Genomic DNA, 16,227 nt, shown 5'->3' with positions numbered 1-16,227 from the left:
CGCCGTGGTAACCTGGCCGACCCTCACCCCGCCTTCGCCTCATCCACCTTCGCCTCATCCACCTGCTGCGGCTCCGGCAGGGGCGGGTCGGCGGGGATGTCGCGGCCGAACAGGGCGCGGGCGACGCCGTTGCGTACCGTCGTCTCGCACCACACCGCCATGTCGCGGCGCCCGGCGAAGCGGTCGGCGCGCACCGGCGGGTGGAATTCCACCTCCACCGTCGAGCGGCCGAAGCCGAGCAGGGTCCACAGGTGCGGTGCCAGGTCCATGTCGCCGTACCAGGCATAGAACGGCCGCCAGCCCCAGCCCATGGGCAGGCCGTTGACGCGGGTATAGGCGATGGACACCGCCTGCACCGTCACCACTTCGCCGCCGACGGGCTTTTCCGCCACGTTGAACAGCGTCGTCTTGAACGGCAGCACGCGGTTGCCGTCGTTGGAGGTGCCCTCGGGGAAGAAGATGAGCGGCTCGCGGTCCTTCACCAGCCGGCGCACCAGTTCGTCGCGCTGGCGACCGGCGGCGGTGCGCTTGCGGTCGACGAAGACCGTGCGGCCGAGCTTGGCGATGGTGCCGAATCCGGGCCAGCTCGCCACCTCCGACTTGGCGACGAAGGCGCCGCAGACGATGGAGCCGAGCACCACGATGTCCATGTAGCTGGTGTGATTGGCCACCATCACCAGCGGCCGTTCCGTCGCCGGAGCGCCCTTCACCACGATGCGGGTGTTGGTGATGCGCGCCACCACCGCCCAGTACAGCCGGGCGAAGCGGCGGAAGGGGCCGCCGACCGCCATGGTCAGCACATAGGGCGGGATGACCAGCAGCGTCCACAGGACGAAGAGAAGGAGGCGCGCCGCGGCGCCGATCTGCGATCCCATCGTCCGTCCCCGCCCCGGCCGCCGCTCAGTCCTGCTCGCGGGCGGTGCGGTCGTAGTGCTTGTAATACTTGTCCGCCACGAGGTCGGTCTTGACGATGATGCAGACGTCGGTGGTGTTGAACTGGTGGTCGACCACCGCGCCGTCGCCCACGAATCCGCCGAGCCGCAGGTAGCCCTTCATGAGCGGCGGCAGGCTGACCAGGGCGCGCTTCACGTCGATCTGGTCGGCCGGCATCAGGTTCATGGCGGTGTAGCGCTCGGGCAGCGCCGTTGGCCGCAGGTCTTCCGGCGCCAGGTGGTTGTGGTGGAGGTAGGACAGCGGCAGCGCCAGCTTGTCCGGGTCGGTGCCGTGCAGCGAGGCGCAGCCGAACATCAGGTCGATGCCGTGGTGGAACACGTAGGCGGCGATGCCGCGCCACAGCAGCTGCATGGTCGACTTGCTGCGGTAGGCGGCGTCGACGCACGACCGGCCCAGTTCCATCACCTCGCCCGGGTAGTTCACGATGGGCGAGATGTCGTATTCGTCGGAGGTATAGAACCGCCCCGCCTTGGCGGCCTGGCTGCGGCGGGTGAGGCGGTAGGTGCCGATGACACCCTCCGGCCCGGAGCCGCGGCTGCGGTCGATGACCAGCAGGTGGTCGCAGTGGGCGTCGAACTCGTCGAAGTCGCGCTTCAGCTCCGCCATCTCGGGCGTCGGCTTCGCCCCCATCTCGTCGTAGAAGATGCGGTAGCGGAGCGCCTGAGCCGCCCTGATCTCGGCATCGTCGGTGGCGACGCGGATCTCGTGGTCGCCGGCGGTCAGGGCTGCGAAAGAGGTCATGGAACTTCCCGATGGTGGCTGGACGGGGCCGCCCGCGGGCGGCCGGTGCCCGCAGTCTCAGGCGCCGTTCTTATCATCGTCCTTCAGGGGAACGCCATAGAGTTCCAGCCGATGCCCCACCAACCGGAAGCCGTGCTGGCGGGCGACCTCGCGCTGGATGCGCTCGATTTCCTCGGAATGGAACTCGATCACCGTGCCCGTATTGATGTCGATGAGGTGGTCGTGGTGGTCGTCCGACGCCTCCTCGTAGCGCGCCCGGCCGTCGCCGAAATCGTGCCGCTCCAGGATCTCGGCCTCTTCCAGAAGCCGCACCGTGCGGTAGACGGTGGCGATGGAGATGCGCGGGTCTTCCTCCGTGGCGCGGCGGTAGACCTCTTCGACGTCCGGATGATCGGTCGCCTCCGACAGCACGCGGGCGATCACGCGCCGCTGGTCGGTCATCTTCATGCCTTTTTCGATGCAGCGCTGCTCGATGCGCGATGTCATACGGAACGTCTCTCGCCGGTTTTGCTTGAACATCTGGTTGGCGGCAGAGTGTAGTCCGCCCACCGGGAAATGAAAAGGCGTCGCCGCCTGGGGTCATTCCCCCTGACGACGACGCCTCGAATCGGCGTGACCGGAGGTCGCGGGATCAGGCGGCACCCTGGCGACGCGCCTTGGTCCCGAGGCCGATCTTCTTGGCCAGGGACGAGCGGTGCTTGGCGTAGTTCGGCGCCACCATGGGGTAATCGGCGGGCAGGCCCCAGCGCTCGCGGTACTCTTCCGGCGACATGTTGTAGGCCGTCTTGAGGTGGCGCTTGAGCATCTTCAGCTTCTTGCCGTCCTCGAGGCAGATGATGTAGTCCGGGGTCACGGACTTCTTCACCGGAACGGCAGGCTGCGGCCGCTCGGTCGGCACGGGGGCCGAGCCCAGGCCGGCCAGGGCGCGGTGGATGTCGTTGATGAGCTGCGGGATGTCGGCCATGGCCACCGTGTTGTTGCCGACGTGCGCGGCCACGATGTCCGAGGTCAGTTCCAGCAGTTCCTTCTCGGTTATTGCATCGCTCATTTGCGTTCCATACCTCTCTCTCGAACGGCTTGGACACATATAATTGAAGCTTCGGAGCTTGGCAATGCTCCGCGAAAGAACGTCAAGAGATGGGATACTGCGGTGACCAGTAAATCAGACCACCAGCTGGATATTACCCAAGAAGTCTGCCCCATCACATTCGTGAAGGCCAAGCTGGCCGTGGAGCGCATGGCACCCGGAGAGGTGCTGGTGATCCGCCTGCAGGGCGACGAACCCTTGCGGAACGTGCCGCGGTCCCTGACCGAGCTGGGCCATCGCATCCTCGATCTCGGCCCGGCGCCGGGCGAATCCGAGGGGGGCGTGCACGTCCTGCGGGTCGAGAAGATCGGCTGACACGGCACAGCGACCGGCGCGGGGCAGACCGCCCGGCCCCGCCGGGTCAGCGGACGGCGCGCGCCATCACGAGGGCGTCGACGCGCCCGCCGTCGGGCCGGCGGTAATAGGCCTTGCGGCGCCCCACCTCGGCGAAGCCGGCGGCGCGGTACAGCGCGGTGGCGGCGACGTTGTCGACCGCCACCTCGAGGAACAGGCGCTCGGCCCCGCGGGTCGCCGCCTCCGCCGCCGCCGCGCGCAGCAGGGCGCGGGCGATGCCGCGGCCGCGCGCCGTCGGCAGGGTGCCGATGGTCAGGATCTCGGATTCGTCGGCGACGGCGCGGGCGACCACCAGCGCCACCGGCTGCGGCCCCTCGCCGGTGCCCACCTGGGCGACCCAGCCGAAGGTGCCGGGCGTGTCGAACAGGCGGGCGAAGTCGCCCTCGCCCCAGGCCTCGTCGCGCCCGAAGGCGCCGGCGTGCAGCTGGCCCAGCACGCGCGCATGGGCGACGCCGACCCCCACCAGCTCGACGCTGTCCGACATCATGGCGACGACGGCCGCAACTGGCCACCGCCGGCCGGCAGCGCCGCGTCGGGCGGCCGGATGTAGAGCGGCTGCGGCGGCGCCGCGGGCAGCGGCCGGTCGGCCGCCAGGGCCGCCAGCACCGCCGGCTCGGGCGTCTGCGCCCCGGCCGCCACGGCCTCCGCCCCGGCGGGCAGCGGCGCCAGCAGGTCGGCGGCGTCGCCCGTCACCACGGCCGGCGCGGCGGCGAGGTCGGCGCGCACCGCCTCGGGCTCCGCCGACTGCGGCGGGCCGAGCGGCGCCAGGTCGGCGTCGAACCACTGCAGGAACAGGTCCGCCCGCTTGCTGTCCACCGCCGCCAGCACCCGCCGCCCGGCGCGCACCTCGGGCGGCACGGCGGCGGCGAGCACCTCGGTCGTCGTCACGCCGACCACCGGCTTCCCCGCCGCCAGACCGAGCGCGCGCGCCGTCGACAGGCCGACGCGCAGGCCGGTGAAGCTGCCCGGCCCGACGGTGACGGCGATGCGGTCGAGATCGCCCCACGCCACCCCGGCCTCGGCCATCACCGCCTGCACCATGGGCACCAGCGCCTCCGCCTGGCCGCGGCTCATGGCGTCGCGGCGGGCGGCGAGGACGGTGCCGTCGCGCCAGACGCAGACCGCGCAGGCGGCCATGGCGGTATCGAGGGCGAGGATCAGCATGTCACATCATCCGCGTGCCGGCGGCGGCGTCGCTCAGCACGGGGTAGCGGGCGCGGGCATTGAACAGCTGGTAATGCCACCATTCCGCCGAATAGAAGTCGAAGCCCGCCGCCGACATGATGCCGAGCAGGGTGAAGCGGTTCTTCTGCGCCGCCGTCGAAACCTCGGTGCTGGCGTGGAAGGACAGCGGCGTCATGGCGTCGAAGCCCGTGCCCATGTCCAGTTCCTGCCCGCTCTCGCGGTCGAGCAGCGTCAGGTCGACCGCCGCCCCCATGGAATGGGGCGAGCCGCGGCGCGGGTCGGCCAGGAAGGTGGCGTCGGGCGTGTGGTGCCACAGCTTCCACTGCGCCTCGGCCGGACGGAAGGCGTCGAAGATGCGCAAGGTCAGGCCGACGGCGGCGGCGAGGTCGCGCGCCTTGGCCAGCTTGTCCGCCGCTTCCGGGTTGAGGAAGCAGGCCGGCCGGGCGTAGACGGGCCGGCCGGTGAAGTTGCGGTCGGTGGCGTAGACGATGTCGAGGTCGACGCCGAACCCGTCGGCGGTGATTTCGGTCAGCATGGGATCGGGGCGGCTCACACGATGGAACAGGCGTCGGCGAAGTCGAGCCGCGGGTCGCGCGGCAGCAGCTTCGTCTCGTCACCATAGCCCAGGTTGACGAGGAAGTTGGATCTGACGTCGCCGTCCTCGAAGAACAGCGCGTCGCACAGGCTGCGGTCGAAGCCGCTCATGGGCCCGCAGTCGAGGCCGAGCGACCGCGCCGCCAGCATGAGGTAGGCGCCCTGCAGGGTGGAGTTGCGGAAGGCCGTCTCCTCGATGAGCGGCGGGTTGCCGGCGAACCACGAGCGGGCGTCGTCGTGCGGATAGAGGCGCGGCAGCTCTTCATAGAAGGTGGGCGAATAGCCGACGATGGCCGTCACGGGCGCCGCCAGGGTCTGCTCGCGGTTGCCGCCGGCCATGCACTCGGCCAGCTTCTCCTTGGCCTCGCGCGAGCGCACGAAGGTCACCCGCGCCGGCGAGCTGTTGGCGCTGGTGGGGCCGAGCTTCCACAGGTCGTAGAGGGCGCGCAGCGTCTCGTCGCTCACCGGCCGGTCGGTCCAGTGCCAGTGCGTGCGGGCGGTGCGGAAAAGCTGGTCGAGGGCCGCGTCGGGCAGGGGCTGTCGCACGGTCCGGTCTCCTGTGGTTGGCGAGGGCGCCCCTAAAATCGCCGCCCCGCGCCGCCGATGCAAGGCAGGGCAGGGCGGCGGCGGCATCAGAGCGGGCGGCCGCCGGCCTTCGCCCAGTGATCGAGCAGGCGCAGGTAGGCGGGCAGGGTGCGGGTCTTCAGGTCGTAACGCTCGACCACGGTCCGCCGCGCCGCTGCCCGCAGGTCGGCCATGCGGTCGGGGTGGGCGAAGACGGCGTCGATGCGGTCGGCCAGGCCGGCGCCGTCGAAGAAGTCGACCAGCAGGCCGTTGCGGCCGTCCTCGATCACCTCCTGCACCGGCGGCGTCGCGGAACCGATGACCAGGCAGCCGGCGCTCATGGCTTCCAGCATGGACCAGCTGAGGACGAAGGGATAGGTCAGGTAGACGTGCGCCTGGCTGACCCGCAGCACCCGCAGATAGCCGGCGTAGGGGATGCGGCCGAGGAAGTGGATGCGCCGCATGTCCAACTGCCCCGCCAGTTCCTTCAGCAGCCGGCGGCGCCAGGTGACGCCGTCGGGCGGCCGGCGGCCGTAGGACACCTCGTCGCCGCCGACCACCACGATGCGCGCGTTCGGCCGCCGCCGCTGGATCTCCGGCAGGGCCCGCATGAAGACGTGGAAGCCGCGGTAGGGCTCCAGGTTGCGCACCGAGAAGGTGATGACCTCGTCGGCCCGCGACAGGACGAGGCCGTCGCGGCCGAGGGTGATGGTGGCGTCGGGGTCGGGGCGCACCAGGTCGGTATCCACCCCCTCGTGCAGCACGGTCAGGAAGTCCTGCCACTGCTCGGGGTAGCGGCTGCGCTGCCATTCCGTGGGCGTGATGCCGGCGTCGCAGCCGGCGAGGCCGAGCAGGTTGACGGCGTTGCGGGTGCGCGCCCGCAAGAGGTCGTCGGCGGCCGACGGGAACTCGGGGTCGAAGCCGAGGTCGGCGCCGTGCGTGCGGTAATAGAACTCGAAATAGGACAACAGCGGCCGGTCGGGCCACACGTCCTTCACATAAAGCGTCTCGCCCCAGCCGTTGTGGCCGACGATGACGTCGGGAACGAAACCTTGCGCCTTCAGCTCCACGCACTTGCGCACCACGGCCTGGGCGTTCAGCACGCTCGCCTCGGTGTCGCGCAGGTAGGCGTGGGTCTGCGCCCCCGGCTTGCGGGCCGGCTGGTAGTCGACGCGCGTCACCCCCGGCAGCCGGGCGGCGTTGGGCTGCGTGACGAAGACCACCCGGTTGGCCGGGTCGCGCCCCAGGTGCAGGGCCAGGTGCTTGAACTGCCCCGGGCAGTTCTGGTGGACGAACAGGACGTTCAAGGCGGCCATCCCGGCGCTGCGACACGATCGATGGACGACAATGTCGCCCGCCGTCGCCAGCGTCAACGGCGGCGGCGGGCGACGGTTCTGCCGCGCCCCTGCCCATGGTCATACTTTTCGTGCATGTACTTGACAGAGGCGAGGGAGGGATCGAAGGTGGTGCCGTGCGTCTGCCACCCAACCGGAAGGCGGATTGCCGAGTAAGGGGGATCACTCATGGGGATCATGCGCGCGGGCGCCGCCGCTGCGGGTTTCGACGGCATCGACACGGACGGCCTGACGGTCATCGACGGGCACGGCGGCGAGGGACTCGCCATCGCCGACGCCGGCTTGCTGCTGACCGGGCGCTACGTACGCCTCGGCCCCGACCTGCTGATCCGCGGCGCCGACGGGCAGGGCGTGCTGATCACCGACTATTTCACCCACCAGACGGCGCCGACCATCGCCGGCCCGGCCGGACTGCAGCTCGACGGGCCGCTGGTGACGGCGCTGGCCGGTCCGCGCGCCCCGGCCCAGGTGGCGCAGGCGACGGTCGACGGGGCGCAGCTGGCGCAGGGCGCCGAGGCCATCGGCACCGTCACCAAGCTGACCGGCATCGTCTTCGCTCAGCGCGCCGACGGCACGCGGGTGCAGCTGGCCTCCGGCGACCAGGTGTTCCAGGGCGACATCATCGAGACGGCGTCCGATGGCGCCGTCGGCGTCACCTTCGTCGACAATACCGAAATGTCGCTCGGCAGCAGCGGCCGGCTGGTGCTGGACGAAATGATCTACGACCCCGACAGCGGCTCGGGCGAGAGCTCGTTCTCGCTGGTGTCGGGCGCCTTCTCCTTCGTGTCGGGCCAGATCGCCAAGTCGGGTCCCGACGCCATGACCGTGAAGACGCCGGTGGCCACCATCGGCATCCGCGGCACCAAGGGCGTGGTGAAGGTGGGCGCCTTCGATACCGACGGCGACGGCGAAGCCGACAGCCAGATCGAAGTGGCGCTGCTCGACAGCGGCGAGATCGTGGTGCGCGCCTTCAACGGCGTGACGCAGACCATCAACCAGGTGAACACCGGCTTCCGCATCGTCCAGTTCTCCGGCGGCGACTTCGGCACCGACGGCGGCCAGCAGGGCCAGGTGAGCGAATTCACCGTCACCGCCGAGTTCTTCAACGACCCGTCCATCCGCACCAGCCTGAGCCAGCTGCCCCAGGGCACGGTGCCGAGCTTCGACGACGCCGTGCAGGGCGAGGCGCCCGACGAGCAGGACCCGGCCGCCGACACGGGCCCCGAGGGCGAGGGCCCCGATCCGACGCAGATCGCCGCCGCCTCGGTGATCCGCACGGTGCTGCGCTCCAACGAGCTGCGCGCCGCCGTCGGCCTGCCGCCGGCGCCGCCGGGCAGCGACACCGGCGCCGGCTCGCTGCCGCCCAAGTTGCAGACCCTGCTGACCCAGGCGGTGGCCGATCTGCTGGCGGGCGGCGGGGACGCCGGCGACGACGACGTGGAACTGGGACTGGGGCTCGGGGACGACGACGTCGGGAACGACGACGACGACGACTTCGACTTCGGCGACGACGACCTGGATGACGACGACCAGATCGGCCAGCTTCCCGACGACGACGACTTCGGCGACGGCGACCTCGGCGGGGACGACGACGACGACTTCGGTGGCGGGGACGGCGACGACGGCCTCGGCGGCGACGATGGCGACGACGACCTGGGCGGCGACGACGGCGACGACGACCTGGACGGCGACGACGGCGACGACGACCTGGACGGCGGCACGGACGGTGGTGGCGGCGGTGGCGGTGGCGGCGGCGGTGGCCACACCCCGAGCGACCCCTTCGCCGGCTTCACGCAAACCACGCTCACCGGCGGCGTGGCCGATTTCTCGTCGGCCACCACGCCGCAGGCCCTGTTCGGCTCGTCCAGCTCGGATTCGGTGACCGGCGGCGCGGCCGGTGACTACATCGACGGCGGCGGCGGCGACGACAGCCTGACCGGCGGCGATGGCAACGACACCGTCTACGGCGGCTCGGGCGGCGACAGCGTGGTCGGCGGTTCGGGCGCCGGCTACGATGTCTATTACGGCGGCAGCACCACCACCGACGACAGCGCCGACGACTGGCTCATCTACACCAGCGCCGTCAGCGGCGTGACCGTGACGCTGACCGACGGTTACGGCACCAACTACGGCACGGCCTATGGCGCCGACGTCGACTACGACACCCTGCTCGGCTTCGAACACATCCGCTCCGGCAGCGGCGACGATTCGTTGTTCGGCAACAGCGCCGCCAACACGTTCGATGCCGGCGGCGGCAACGACACGCTGGTCGGCCTGGGTGGGAACGACACCTTGAAAGGTGGCGGGGGAAGCGACGTTTACGTCTACGATTATCCGGAAGCGGCTTGGGGAAGTGATCGAATCGCAGACGACGACGGAATAGACGGATCCTCAGGCACGTACCGGATTGCCGCGGACAGGTTCACCTTGGGGTCTGTAACGGATGTAACGGACAATGATTTTGTTCTCACATACTTTACTGGCCCGGCGCACACAGACATCACAACAGCCCAGATACTGAACGTCGATCCTACTAATCTGTCTGCCTCCGCCGCTGCAATTCAGGCTCTGTCGGCTGTCCAGAGTGCCTCCTGGGACGAAACGAATGGTCTTACTATAGATTTTGAAGCAGGTTATGACTTTTCTTCTTTCGACACGGCGCCTAGCGCTTTCGGAAGCGTTTTTGTCAACCATACAGACACAATAGAGCTGCCCAGCGGAATTGAATCCGCCCCAACTAGTTTTGAGATTGTAAACCGGGACCTACTGATCGATAGCGGCGGATACGGCTCTATCACTGTGGAGAATTACTTCGGCGTTGGAAAGATCGAGAACTTCGTGTTCTCACATTTCTCAACGACCATCAGCTCTGTCGTTTTCTATTCGACTGGTACTTCAGATAATGACGTTGTCGTTGGCACAGCTGGCGCTGATACGCTCGATGGTGACGCTGGTGACGATGCCATATTCGGGAATGCCGGCAACGACGTCATTCACGCCGGAAGCGGGAACGACTATCTGGCGGGCGGCCTAGGTGATGACCAATATATTTTTGACGGAATATTTGGTCAGGACCTCATCCGCGATATGAGCGGAAGCAATACAATTGTGATAAATGCAGGAACGCTGATTGATTTTGACGTCGATTATAATAATACTTTGGTCTTTGGTTTTGGCGCCAATGGCGTAGCATCGGTCAGCGGTGTCCTAGATTACTTTGAATACGGAGGGACCACTTACACCGTTACACGTAGCGCCGGCGGTGCGCTAGGAACGGCAGGAAGTGATTTTCTGATCGGCTCCGGCGCCAACGAAAGTATGTCGGGTGACGCATCTGCCGACATTTTGATCGGTGGAGACGGCGACGATACCCTGATCGGCGGCCTCGGCGACGACACGCTGTGGGGCGGCGACGGCCACGACTCGCTGGTCGGCGGCGATGGCGTCGACTCGCTCGTTGGCGGCAGCGGCGACGACACCCTGGTCGGTGACGGCACCGACGTGGTCTACGGCGGCGATGGCGACGACGTCATCATGTGGCAGGGCAACGGAACCATAAACGGCGGCGTCGGCTACATCGACTTCGTCGGCCTGCGCGGCCAGACGGCCACCTATTCGCTTACAGCCTTCGAGTCCATGGCGTCGTCGTACGGCTTCACTTTCGCGGGCCGCGAGTTCGAAGGCGTCGCGCTCGACGATCAGGCCGCCATGTCATTCGCCATTACCGCGGCGGCAATGGGCGATGCCCTCCTCTCCGAGATCTACATCACCGGCGACGGCAACGACACCGTCAGCACCACCGACGGCGACTGGTCCTACTACGGTGTCGTGAGCGCCGGCCGCCACAGCTACCTCAAGTTCCAGAATGGTGGGGGGCAGAAGATCTACATCGAGGGCGGAATCACTCGCAATAACTTCGGGCTATTGCCTTCGACGCCTCAGTGGACCGGCCCCTACGAAGGGCTGTGGTCCAACGGCGGCAACTGGGGCGCCCAGCCCGGCCCCGGCGACAACCCGACCATCACCGGCGCCCAGGTGCAGTACGATGAGGGCGGCATCGGCCCCACCTACGGCACGGTGAACCTCGACGCCATGGCCGGCCTGGAAGTGGTGGCGGGCAGCCATCTGAAGGCCTCCACCTTCGACGGTGACGGGTCCGGCGTGGTTCGCCTGGCCGGCGGCCAGATCACATTGTCGGCGGGCGGGTCGGTCCTCGACTCCCTCGACGTCTCCGCCGGTACGCTGACGCTCGGCGGCGGCATGACCATCACCAACGGGCTGAGCGTCACCGGCGGCGCCATCGCCGGCAGCGGCACCATCACGCTCGACGGTGCTGCGGCGTCCCTCGACGGTGCCTCGCTGTCCAATACCGGCCTGAACCTGTGGATGGACGGGGCTGCCACCGTCGTCACCGACGGGTCCTCGACCCTCGGCTCCGTCGCGGGCAACACCGAGTCCTATTCCGCCAGCCTCTCCGTAACCGCCGAAACGGCGGCGACCTCGCTCGCGGCGCGCTACGTCGGCCTCATCGAGCTCGACCTGCGCCCGACGGCGGCCGACATCACCCTGTCGCTGACCGATACGGGCTATACCAGCCGCGTGTCCTACCTGACCGTCGGCGACCAATACGGGGTCGATACGGGCTCCGTGACCGTGAACGCCGCCCACGACATCCAGCTCCGCCTGTCCATGGACGACGACTCCAGCATGGCGGTCTACAACGACACCACGCTCAATCTGTCCAACGGTGCCTTCCTCGACCTTACCGCGACCTCCGGCAACGCGCCCGGCCCCTATTTCGTGCCGACGGTCACCGTCGGGAATGGGGCGACGCTCGACATCAACGGCGGCGGCATCGCCATTGCCGCCGGCTGGTCGGGTTTCGACGGCGGCGGCACGGTGGACCTGTCTGACGCCGCGGCCTTCCTGCAGATCGAGGCGGGGTCCTCCACGAGCATGAGCATGTTGTCGTTCAGCGGCAGTGCCGTCACGGGACTGCACCGCATCGTGCTGGACCCGACTGCGGACGTCGGACTCACCGCTATCACCGGCGGCTCGATCGCCCACATGATGGATGCGGAGACGGATCTGGTGATCGACGGCCAGGCCGGCGACAGCTTGCAGCTGGTTAACTATTCGGGACCGGAATGGTCCCTGACCACCAGCAGCTTCAGCGGCTACACGGCCTACGAAAACACCAACGGCAAGACCATCCACATCGACAGCGACATCACCATCAGCGTCGCCAACGGCCTCTGAGGGGTCCTACTCTCCCACCTCCGCCGCCGCCGGGCGCACCAGCCCCGGCGGCAGGCGGCCGTAGGCGTCTTCCAGGCGGACGATGTCGTCCTCACCGAGATAGGCGCCCGACTGCACCTCGATGAGGCGCAGCGGCAGGCGGCCGGGGTTGTGCAGGCGGTGGACGACGCCGGCCTTGATGTAGGTGCTCTCGTTCTCGCGCACGAGGAAGACGTCGTCGCCGCGCGTCACCTCCGCCGTGCCTTCCACCACCACCCAATGCTCGCTGCGGTGATGGTGCATCTGCAGCGAGATGCTCTCGCCCGGCTTCACCAGGATGTGCTTCACCTGATAGCGCGGGCCGGCGTCGATGCTCTGGAACCAGCCCCACGGACGGTGGACGCGGCTGTGGGCGGCGGCTTCCTTGCGCCCCTGCGCCTGCAGCAGCGCCACCACCGCCTTGACCTCCTGGTCGCGGCTGGCGTCGGCCACCAGCACGGCGTCGTCGGTGGCGATGACCGTCACCCCCGCCAGCCCGACCGTCGCCACCAGCGGCTTTTCCGACCGCACGTAGCTGTCGCGGCAGTCGATGGCGAGCACGTCGCCGACCAGGGTGTTGCCGCTCGGGTCCTGGTCGCTTTCCTCGTGCAAGGCCGACCACGAGCCGATGTCGGACCAGCCGGCGTCGAGCGCCACCACGGCGGCATCGTCCACGTGTTCCATCACGGCGTAGTCGATGCTCTCGCCGGTGATGGCCGTGAAGGGCTCGGGCGCGAGGCGCACGAAGTCCAGGTCCACCCGCGCCTGCGCCACGGCGGCGCGGCACAGGTCGAGCATTTCCGGCCGCCGGGCGGCCAGTTCGTCGAGGATACGGCCGGCGCGGAACAGGAAGATGCCGGCGTTCCAGGCGTGGCGGCCGCCGGCGACGAAGGACTCCGCCGTCGCCATGTCGGGCTTTTCCGTGAAGCGGACGATACGCCGCGCCCCGGCCTCGCCCACCGGCTCGCCCAGTTCGATGTAGCCGTAGCCGGTGTGCGGCCGCGTCGCCGGCACGCCGAAGCACACCAGGTCGGCCGGCGTCGCCGCCGCCTGCTCCACCGCCCGGGCGAAGGCGGCGCCGTCGCGCACGCGGTGGTCCGACGGCATGACCAGCAGCCGCGCCTGCGGGTCGCGCTCCACCGCCATGAGGGCGGCGCAGGCGACGGCCGGCGCGGTGTTGCGCCCCACCGGCTCGATCACCAGGGCGGCAGGCGGCGTGCCGGCCTGGCGCAGCTGCTCGGCGATGAGGAAGCGGTGGGCGTCGCTGCACACCACCAGCGGCGGCGCGATGGCGGCGGCGCGGCGGGCGGTCTGCTGCAGCATGCTCTCCGGCCCCACCAGCGGCAGTAGCTGCTTCGGGTAGGTCTCGCGCGACAGCGGCCACAGCCGCGTGCCGTTGCCGCCCGACAGGATCACCGGCACGATGGACGAGGTCGGGATGGGGGCAGAAGCGGGCATGGCGCGTCCTCTGGTCCGGGGGACAGGAGAACGCCCATGCTAGGCCGCCCGCCGCCGCCGCCTCAAAGACGCAGGAGCGGCAGGGCGGCCGCTGGGCGGCTTACGGCGAAAGACGGGGGTCGCCGGCAATCGTGACGCCGCCGTCGGCCGCCACCGCCAGCACGCCGGCCGCACCGATGGCCTCCGCCGCCGCCTCCACCGCATGACCGGCGGCGCGCAGGCCGTCCACCACACGGGGATCGAGCCCCGGTTCCGCCGCCACCGCCTCGGCCAGCCGCAGGCGCGGGGCGGCGAGGGCGGCGGCCAGCGGCTCGCCGAAGCGCAGGTGGCGGCTGAGGATCTGCCCCAGGATCTGCGGCTGGGCGTCGCCGCCCGCGGTTCCGGCCAGCAGCGTGCGGCCGTCCTTCAGGCGCAGCAGCAGCGGCGCCAGCGTGTGATAGGGCCGCCGCCCGGCAGCCAGGGCGCGCGGGCTGGCGGGGTCGAGGACGAAGGCCGCCCCCCGGTTGTGCAGCACGATGCCGGTGGCCGGCGACACCATGCCGCTGCCGCCCGCCGCGCCCAGGCTCTGCAGCGTGCAGGCCAGCCGCCCGGCAGCGTCCGCCGCGGCCAGGAACACGGTATCGCCGCCGCCCGCGGGCAGCGGCCACTGCAGCGCCAGATTGGGAACGATGTCGCTCGCCCGCTCGGCCAGGAAACGCGGCGCCAGGATCTGCGCCGGGTCCAGCGTCATGGCGGCGGGTTCGGCCAGCGCCGGGTCGCGCACCAGGGCGACCTGCTTGGCGGCCTCGATCAGGTTGTGCAGATGGTCGAAGCCGCCCGCCTGCGCCCCCAGCTCCAGCCGGTCCAGCAGGCCGAGCAGCATGAGCACGGCGAGCCCCTGGCTCGGCGGCGGCGCGGCATAGGCGAGGCCGGTGCGCAGGGGCAGCCGCAGGGGCGCGCGCCGCTCCGCCCGGTGATCGGCGAGATCGGCCACCGCGACCGGCGAACCGGCAGCGGCGAGATCGGCGGCCAGCACCTGCGCCAGGTCGCCGCGGTAGAGATCGTCGAGGCCGGCCGTCGCCAGCCGTTCCAGCGTCGCCTTCAGCGCCCCCTCGGCGGCGGCCGTCGCCGGCTCCAGCAGGCGGGCGAGCGGCAGGCGGCCCGGCTGGGCCTCCAGCGCGGCGGCCCACGAGGCGACGGCACCCGGCGGCGTCAACACCGACAGCGGCCCGTCGACCGGCACGGAGTCGTGACCCGCCAGGGCATCGGGCGCCCCGGCGGCGGCGCGGCCGAAGGATTCGATCACCACCGGCGGCGCGTCGGCCCCCTCGGCGAGCAGCCACACGCCGTCGCCGCCGAGGCCGCAGTCCCGCGGCAGGGTGACGGCGCAGACGGCGGCGGCGGCGACCAGGGCTTCAGCGGCGCTGCCGCCCTCGGCCAGGATCGCGCTCCCCGCCGCGGCTGCGGCCGGGCAGGGGGCGAGCACGGCGCCGGTCACGATCCGACGCGCGGCGTGAAGGCGTCGGGCGCCGGGGCAATCAGCTCGGTGCCGTTCGGGGTCACCCGCATGATGGCGAAGGTGCGGTCCACCAGACCGCCGCGCTCCAGCCGGAACAGGCCGTCGACGCCCATGAAGCCGTTGGCGTTGGTCAGGTCGCCGTCGTCGAAGGGCGTGGCGTCCTGGCTGCGCGAGGCCAGCACGGCGGCCAGCGCCGCGGCGTCGTAGCCGAGCGAGGCGATGGCCGGCGGCTCGGTGCCGTAGGCTTCGCGGAAGCGGGTGGTGAAGTAGTCGCGGCTCTGCGGCGACGGCGCCGGATACCACGCGCCGACCAGCGCCGGCTCGCGGCCGAGGTCACGGTCGTCGGCCCACAGCAGGGTGCCGAGCACCTGCGTCTGTTCCGGGCGGATGCCGTGGAAGGGCAGCATGGCCGCCACCTCGCGCAGCTTCTGCGCCCGCTCGGGCACCAGCAGGGCCTGGAAGCCGCCGGCCTGGGCCAGACGCTTCACCGCCTCGTCGGGCGGACCGCCGGGGGAGTAGTATTCCACCGCCGTCACCTGCGCCCCGGCCTGGCCGGCGGCGTCGCGGAAGGCGGTGGCCATGGCGCGGCCGTAATCGGAGGCCGGCGCCAGCACGGCGAAGCGCTCCAGCCCCTGGGTGCGGGCGAAGCTGACCAGCGCCTGCGCCTGTTCGGTCAGCAGCAGGCCCATGACGTAGATGCCGTTGCCGGACACCGTCGTGTCGGTGGAGAACGACACGATCTTCACGTTCGCCGCCTGCGCCTGCGGCGCGATGGCGCGGACGCTTTCGGCGAACAGCGGGCCGAGGATGAGCTGCGCCCCTTCCGCCACGGCGCGCGACGCCGCCTCGCGGGCGCCGGCGGCGGTGCCCTTGGTGTCGTAGGGCTGCAGGATGAAGTCTTCCTGGGCGACGTCGAACACCGCCATCTGGCCGGCGTTGAGCAGGCCCTGGCCGGCCGACGCCGCCGGGCCGGTCAGCGGCACCAGCATGGCGACGCGGGTCTGGTCCGGGCGCGCCGGTTCCTGGGCGACCGGCGCCTGCGGAGCCGGTTCCGCCGGCCGCGGCGCTTCCACACGCGGCTGTTCGGGTGCTATGGGTTGCTGGGCACAGGCGGCGACCAGCGAAACAACCGCCAGGACGGCGAGCGATGGCAGGACACG

Annotated in this window: 14 protein-coding genes; 2 read left to right on the top strand and 12 right to left on the bottom strand. The window is 70.2% G+C overall.

Translation table 11 applies throughout. The features are described 5' to 3' along the window. Window positions 1–23 precede the first annotated feature (23 nt). The 4 genes from CRP50_RS18385 to CRP50_RS18370 form a co-directional block, all read right to left on the bottom strand. Window positions 24–875, bottom strand: a complete 852-nt coding sequence (locus tag CRP50_RS18385; protein ID WP_097280637.1) for a lysophospholipid acyltransferase family protein — start codon at window positions 873–875, stop codon at window positions 24–26. A 25-nt stretch (window positions 876–900) separates the two neighbouring features. Next, window positions 901–1,695: a GNAT family N-acetyltransferase gene (locus CRP50_RS18380; RefSeq protein ID WP_097280636.1), complete on the bottom strand. Its 795-nt coding sequence runs from the start codon at window positions 1,693–1,695 to the stop codon at window positions 901–903. 57 nt (window positions 1,696–1,752) lie between these two features. Further along, complete coding sequence (locus CRP50_RS18375; protein ID WP_097280635.1) at window positions 1,753–2,181, bottom strand: Fur family transcriptional regulator; 429 nt, start codon at window positions 2,179–2,181, stop codon at window positions 1,753–1,755. 145 nt (window positions 2,182–2,326) lie between these two features. Beyond that, complete coding sequence (locus tag CRP50_RS18370) at window positions 2,327–2,743, bottom strand: MucR family transcriptional regulator (protein ID WP_097280634.1); 417 nt, start codon at window positions 2,741–2,743, stop codon at window positions 2,327–2,329. 102 nt (window positions 2,744–2,845) lie between these two features. On the opposite strand from CRP50_RS18370, the gene CRP50_RS18365 reads away from it, so the two are divergent. Further along, the gene (locus CRP50_RS18365) at window positions 2,846–3,097 is read left to right on the top strand and encodes a sulfurtransferase TusA family protein (RefSeq protein WP_097280633.1); all 252 of its coding nucleotides are present in this window, start codon (window positions 2,846–2,848) and stop codon (window positions 3,095–3,097) included. Between the two features lie 46 nt (window positions 3,098–3,143). Here the strand turns inward: CRP50_RS18365 and CRP50_RS18360 are convergent, their stop codons facing one another. The 5 genes from CRP50_RS18360 to CRP50_RS18340 form a co-directional block, all read right to left on the bottom strand. Then, window positions 3,144–3,623, bottom strand: a complete 480-nt coding sequence (locus CRP50_RS18360) for a GNAT family N-acetyltransferase (RefSeq protein WP_245913525.1) — start codon at window positions 3,621–3,623, stop codon at window positions 3,144–3,146. After that, on the bottom strand, window positions 3,620–4,300 hold the full coding sequence (tsaB, locus tag CRP50_RS18355; RefSeq protein WP_097280632.1) for a tRNA (adenosine(37)-N6)-threonylcarbamoyltransferase complex dimerization subunit type 1 TsaB: 681 nt from the start codon (window positions 4,298–4,300) through the stop codon (window positions 3,620–3,622). Before tsaB ends, CRP50_RS18360 begins: the two co-directional genes overlap by 4 nt. A 1-nt stretch (window position 4,301) precedes the next feature. Then, window positions 4,302–4,856: a D-alanyl-D-alanine dipeptidase gene (gene ddpX, locus CRP50_RS18350; protein ID WP_097280631.1), complete on the bottom strand. Its 555-nt coding sequence runs from the start codon at window positions 4,854–4,856 to the stop codon at window positions 4,302–4,304. A gap of 14 nt (window positions 4,857–4,870) precedes the next feature. Then, a complete protein-coding gene (locus CRP50_RS18345) occupies window positions 4,871–5,461 on the bottom strand; it encodes a malonic semialdehyde reductase (protein WP_245913524.1) in 591 nt (196 codons plus the stop codon). Window positions 5,462–5,547: 86 nt separating this feature from the next. Beyond that, window positions 5,548–6,786: a glycosyltransferase family 4 protein gene (locus CRP50_RS18340; RefSeq protein ID WP_097280674.1), complete on the bottom strand. Its 1,239-nt coding sequence runs from the start codon at window positions 6,784–6,786 to the stop codon at window positions 5,548–5,550. A 216-nt stretch (window positions 6,787–7,002) separates the two neighbouring features. Between CRP50_RS18340 and CRP50_RS18335 the strand changes: the two genes are divergently transcribed. Beyond that, on the top strand, window positions 7,003–12,093 hold the full coding sequence (locus CRP50_RS18335; protein WP_097280629.1) for a FecR domain-containing protein: 5,091 nt from the start codon (window positions 7,003–7,005) through the stop codon (window positions 12,091–12,093). 6 nt (window positions 12,094–12,099) lie between these two features. Here CRP50_RS18335 and CRP50_RS18330 read toward each other — a convergent pair whose 3' ends face one another. From CRP50_RS18330 to CRP50_RS18315, 3 genes are all read right to left on the bottom strand, one after another. Then, a complete protein-coding gene (locus CRP50_RS18330) occupies window positions 12,100–13,569 on the bottom strand; it encodes a mannose-1-phosphate guanylyltransferase/mannose-6-phosphate isomerase (protein ID WP_097280628.1) in 1,470 nt (489 codons plus the stop codon). Window positions 13,570–13,669: 100 nt separating this feature from the next. Continuing rightward, complete coding sequence (locus CRP50_RS25250) at window positions 13,670–15,046, bottom strand: gamma-glutamyltransferase (RefSeq protein WP_176525251.1); 1,377 nt, start codon at window positions 15,044–15,046, stop codon at window positions 13,670–13,672. Further along, complete coding sequence (locus CRP50_RS18315; RefSeq protein WP_097280626.1) at window positions 15,043–16,140, bottom strand: penicillin-binding protein activator; 1,098 nt, start codon at window positions 16,138–16,140, stop codon at window positions 15,043–15,045. Before CRP50_RS18315 ends, CRP50_RS25250 begins: the two co-directional genes overlap by 4 nt. Window positions 16,141–16,227 lie beyond the last annotated feature (87 nt).

This window comes from Caenispirillum bisanense (genome assembly GCF_900230255.1).
Taxonomy (GTDB): Bacteria; Pseudomonadota; Alphaproteobacteria; order Rhodospirillales; family Rhodospirillaceae; genus Caenispirillum; species Caenispirillum bisanense_A.
Note: the sequence above shows the minus strand (reverse complement) of the source record. Positions and strands in the feature narration are given on the sequence as shown.

What these genes read in the sequence shown, in the direction of transcription:
- CRP50_RS18385 (WP_097280637.1), bottom strand. Translation starts at nt 875, where the DNA reads ATGGGATCGCAGATCGGCGCCGCGGCGCGCCTCCTTCTCTTCGTCCTG.
- CRP50_RS18380 (WP_097280636.1), bottom strand. Translation starts at nt 1,695, where the DNA reads ATGACCTCTTTCGCAGCCCTGACCGCCGGCGACCACGAGATCCGCGTC.
- CRP50_RS18375 (WP_097280635.1), bottom strand. Translation starts at nt 2,181, where the DNA reads ATGACATCGCGCATCGAGCAGCGCTGCATCGAAAAAGGCATGAAGATG.
- CRP50_RS18370 (WP_097280634.1), bottom strand. Translation starts at nt 2,743, where the DNA reads ATGAGCGATGCAATAACCGAGAAGGAACTGCTGGAACTGACCTCGGAC.
- CRP50_RS18360 (WP_245913525.1), bottom strand. Translation starts at nt 3,623, where the DNA reads ATGATGTCGGACAGCGTCGAGCTGGTGGGGGTCGGCGTCGCCCATGCG.
- tsaB (WP_097280632.1), bottom strand. Translation starts at nt 4,300, where the DNA reads ATGCTGATCCTCGCCCTCGATACCGCCATGGCCGCCTGCGCGGTCTGC.
- ddpX (WP_097280631.1), bottom strand. Translation starts at nt 4,856, where the DNA reads ATGCTGACCGAAATCACCGCCGACGGGTTCGGCGTCGACCTCGACATC.
- CRP50_RS18335 (WP_097280629.1), top strand. Translation starts at nt 7,003, where the DNA reads ATGGGGATCATGCGCGCGGGCGCCGCCGCTGCGGGTTTCGACGGCATC.
- CRP50_RS18330 (WP_097280628.1), bottom strand. Translation starts at nt 13,569, where the DNA reads ATGCCCGCTTCTGCCCCCATCCCGACCTCGTCCATCGTGCCGGTGATC.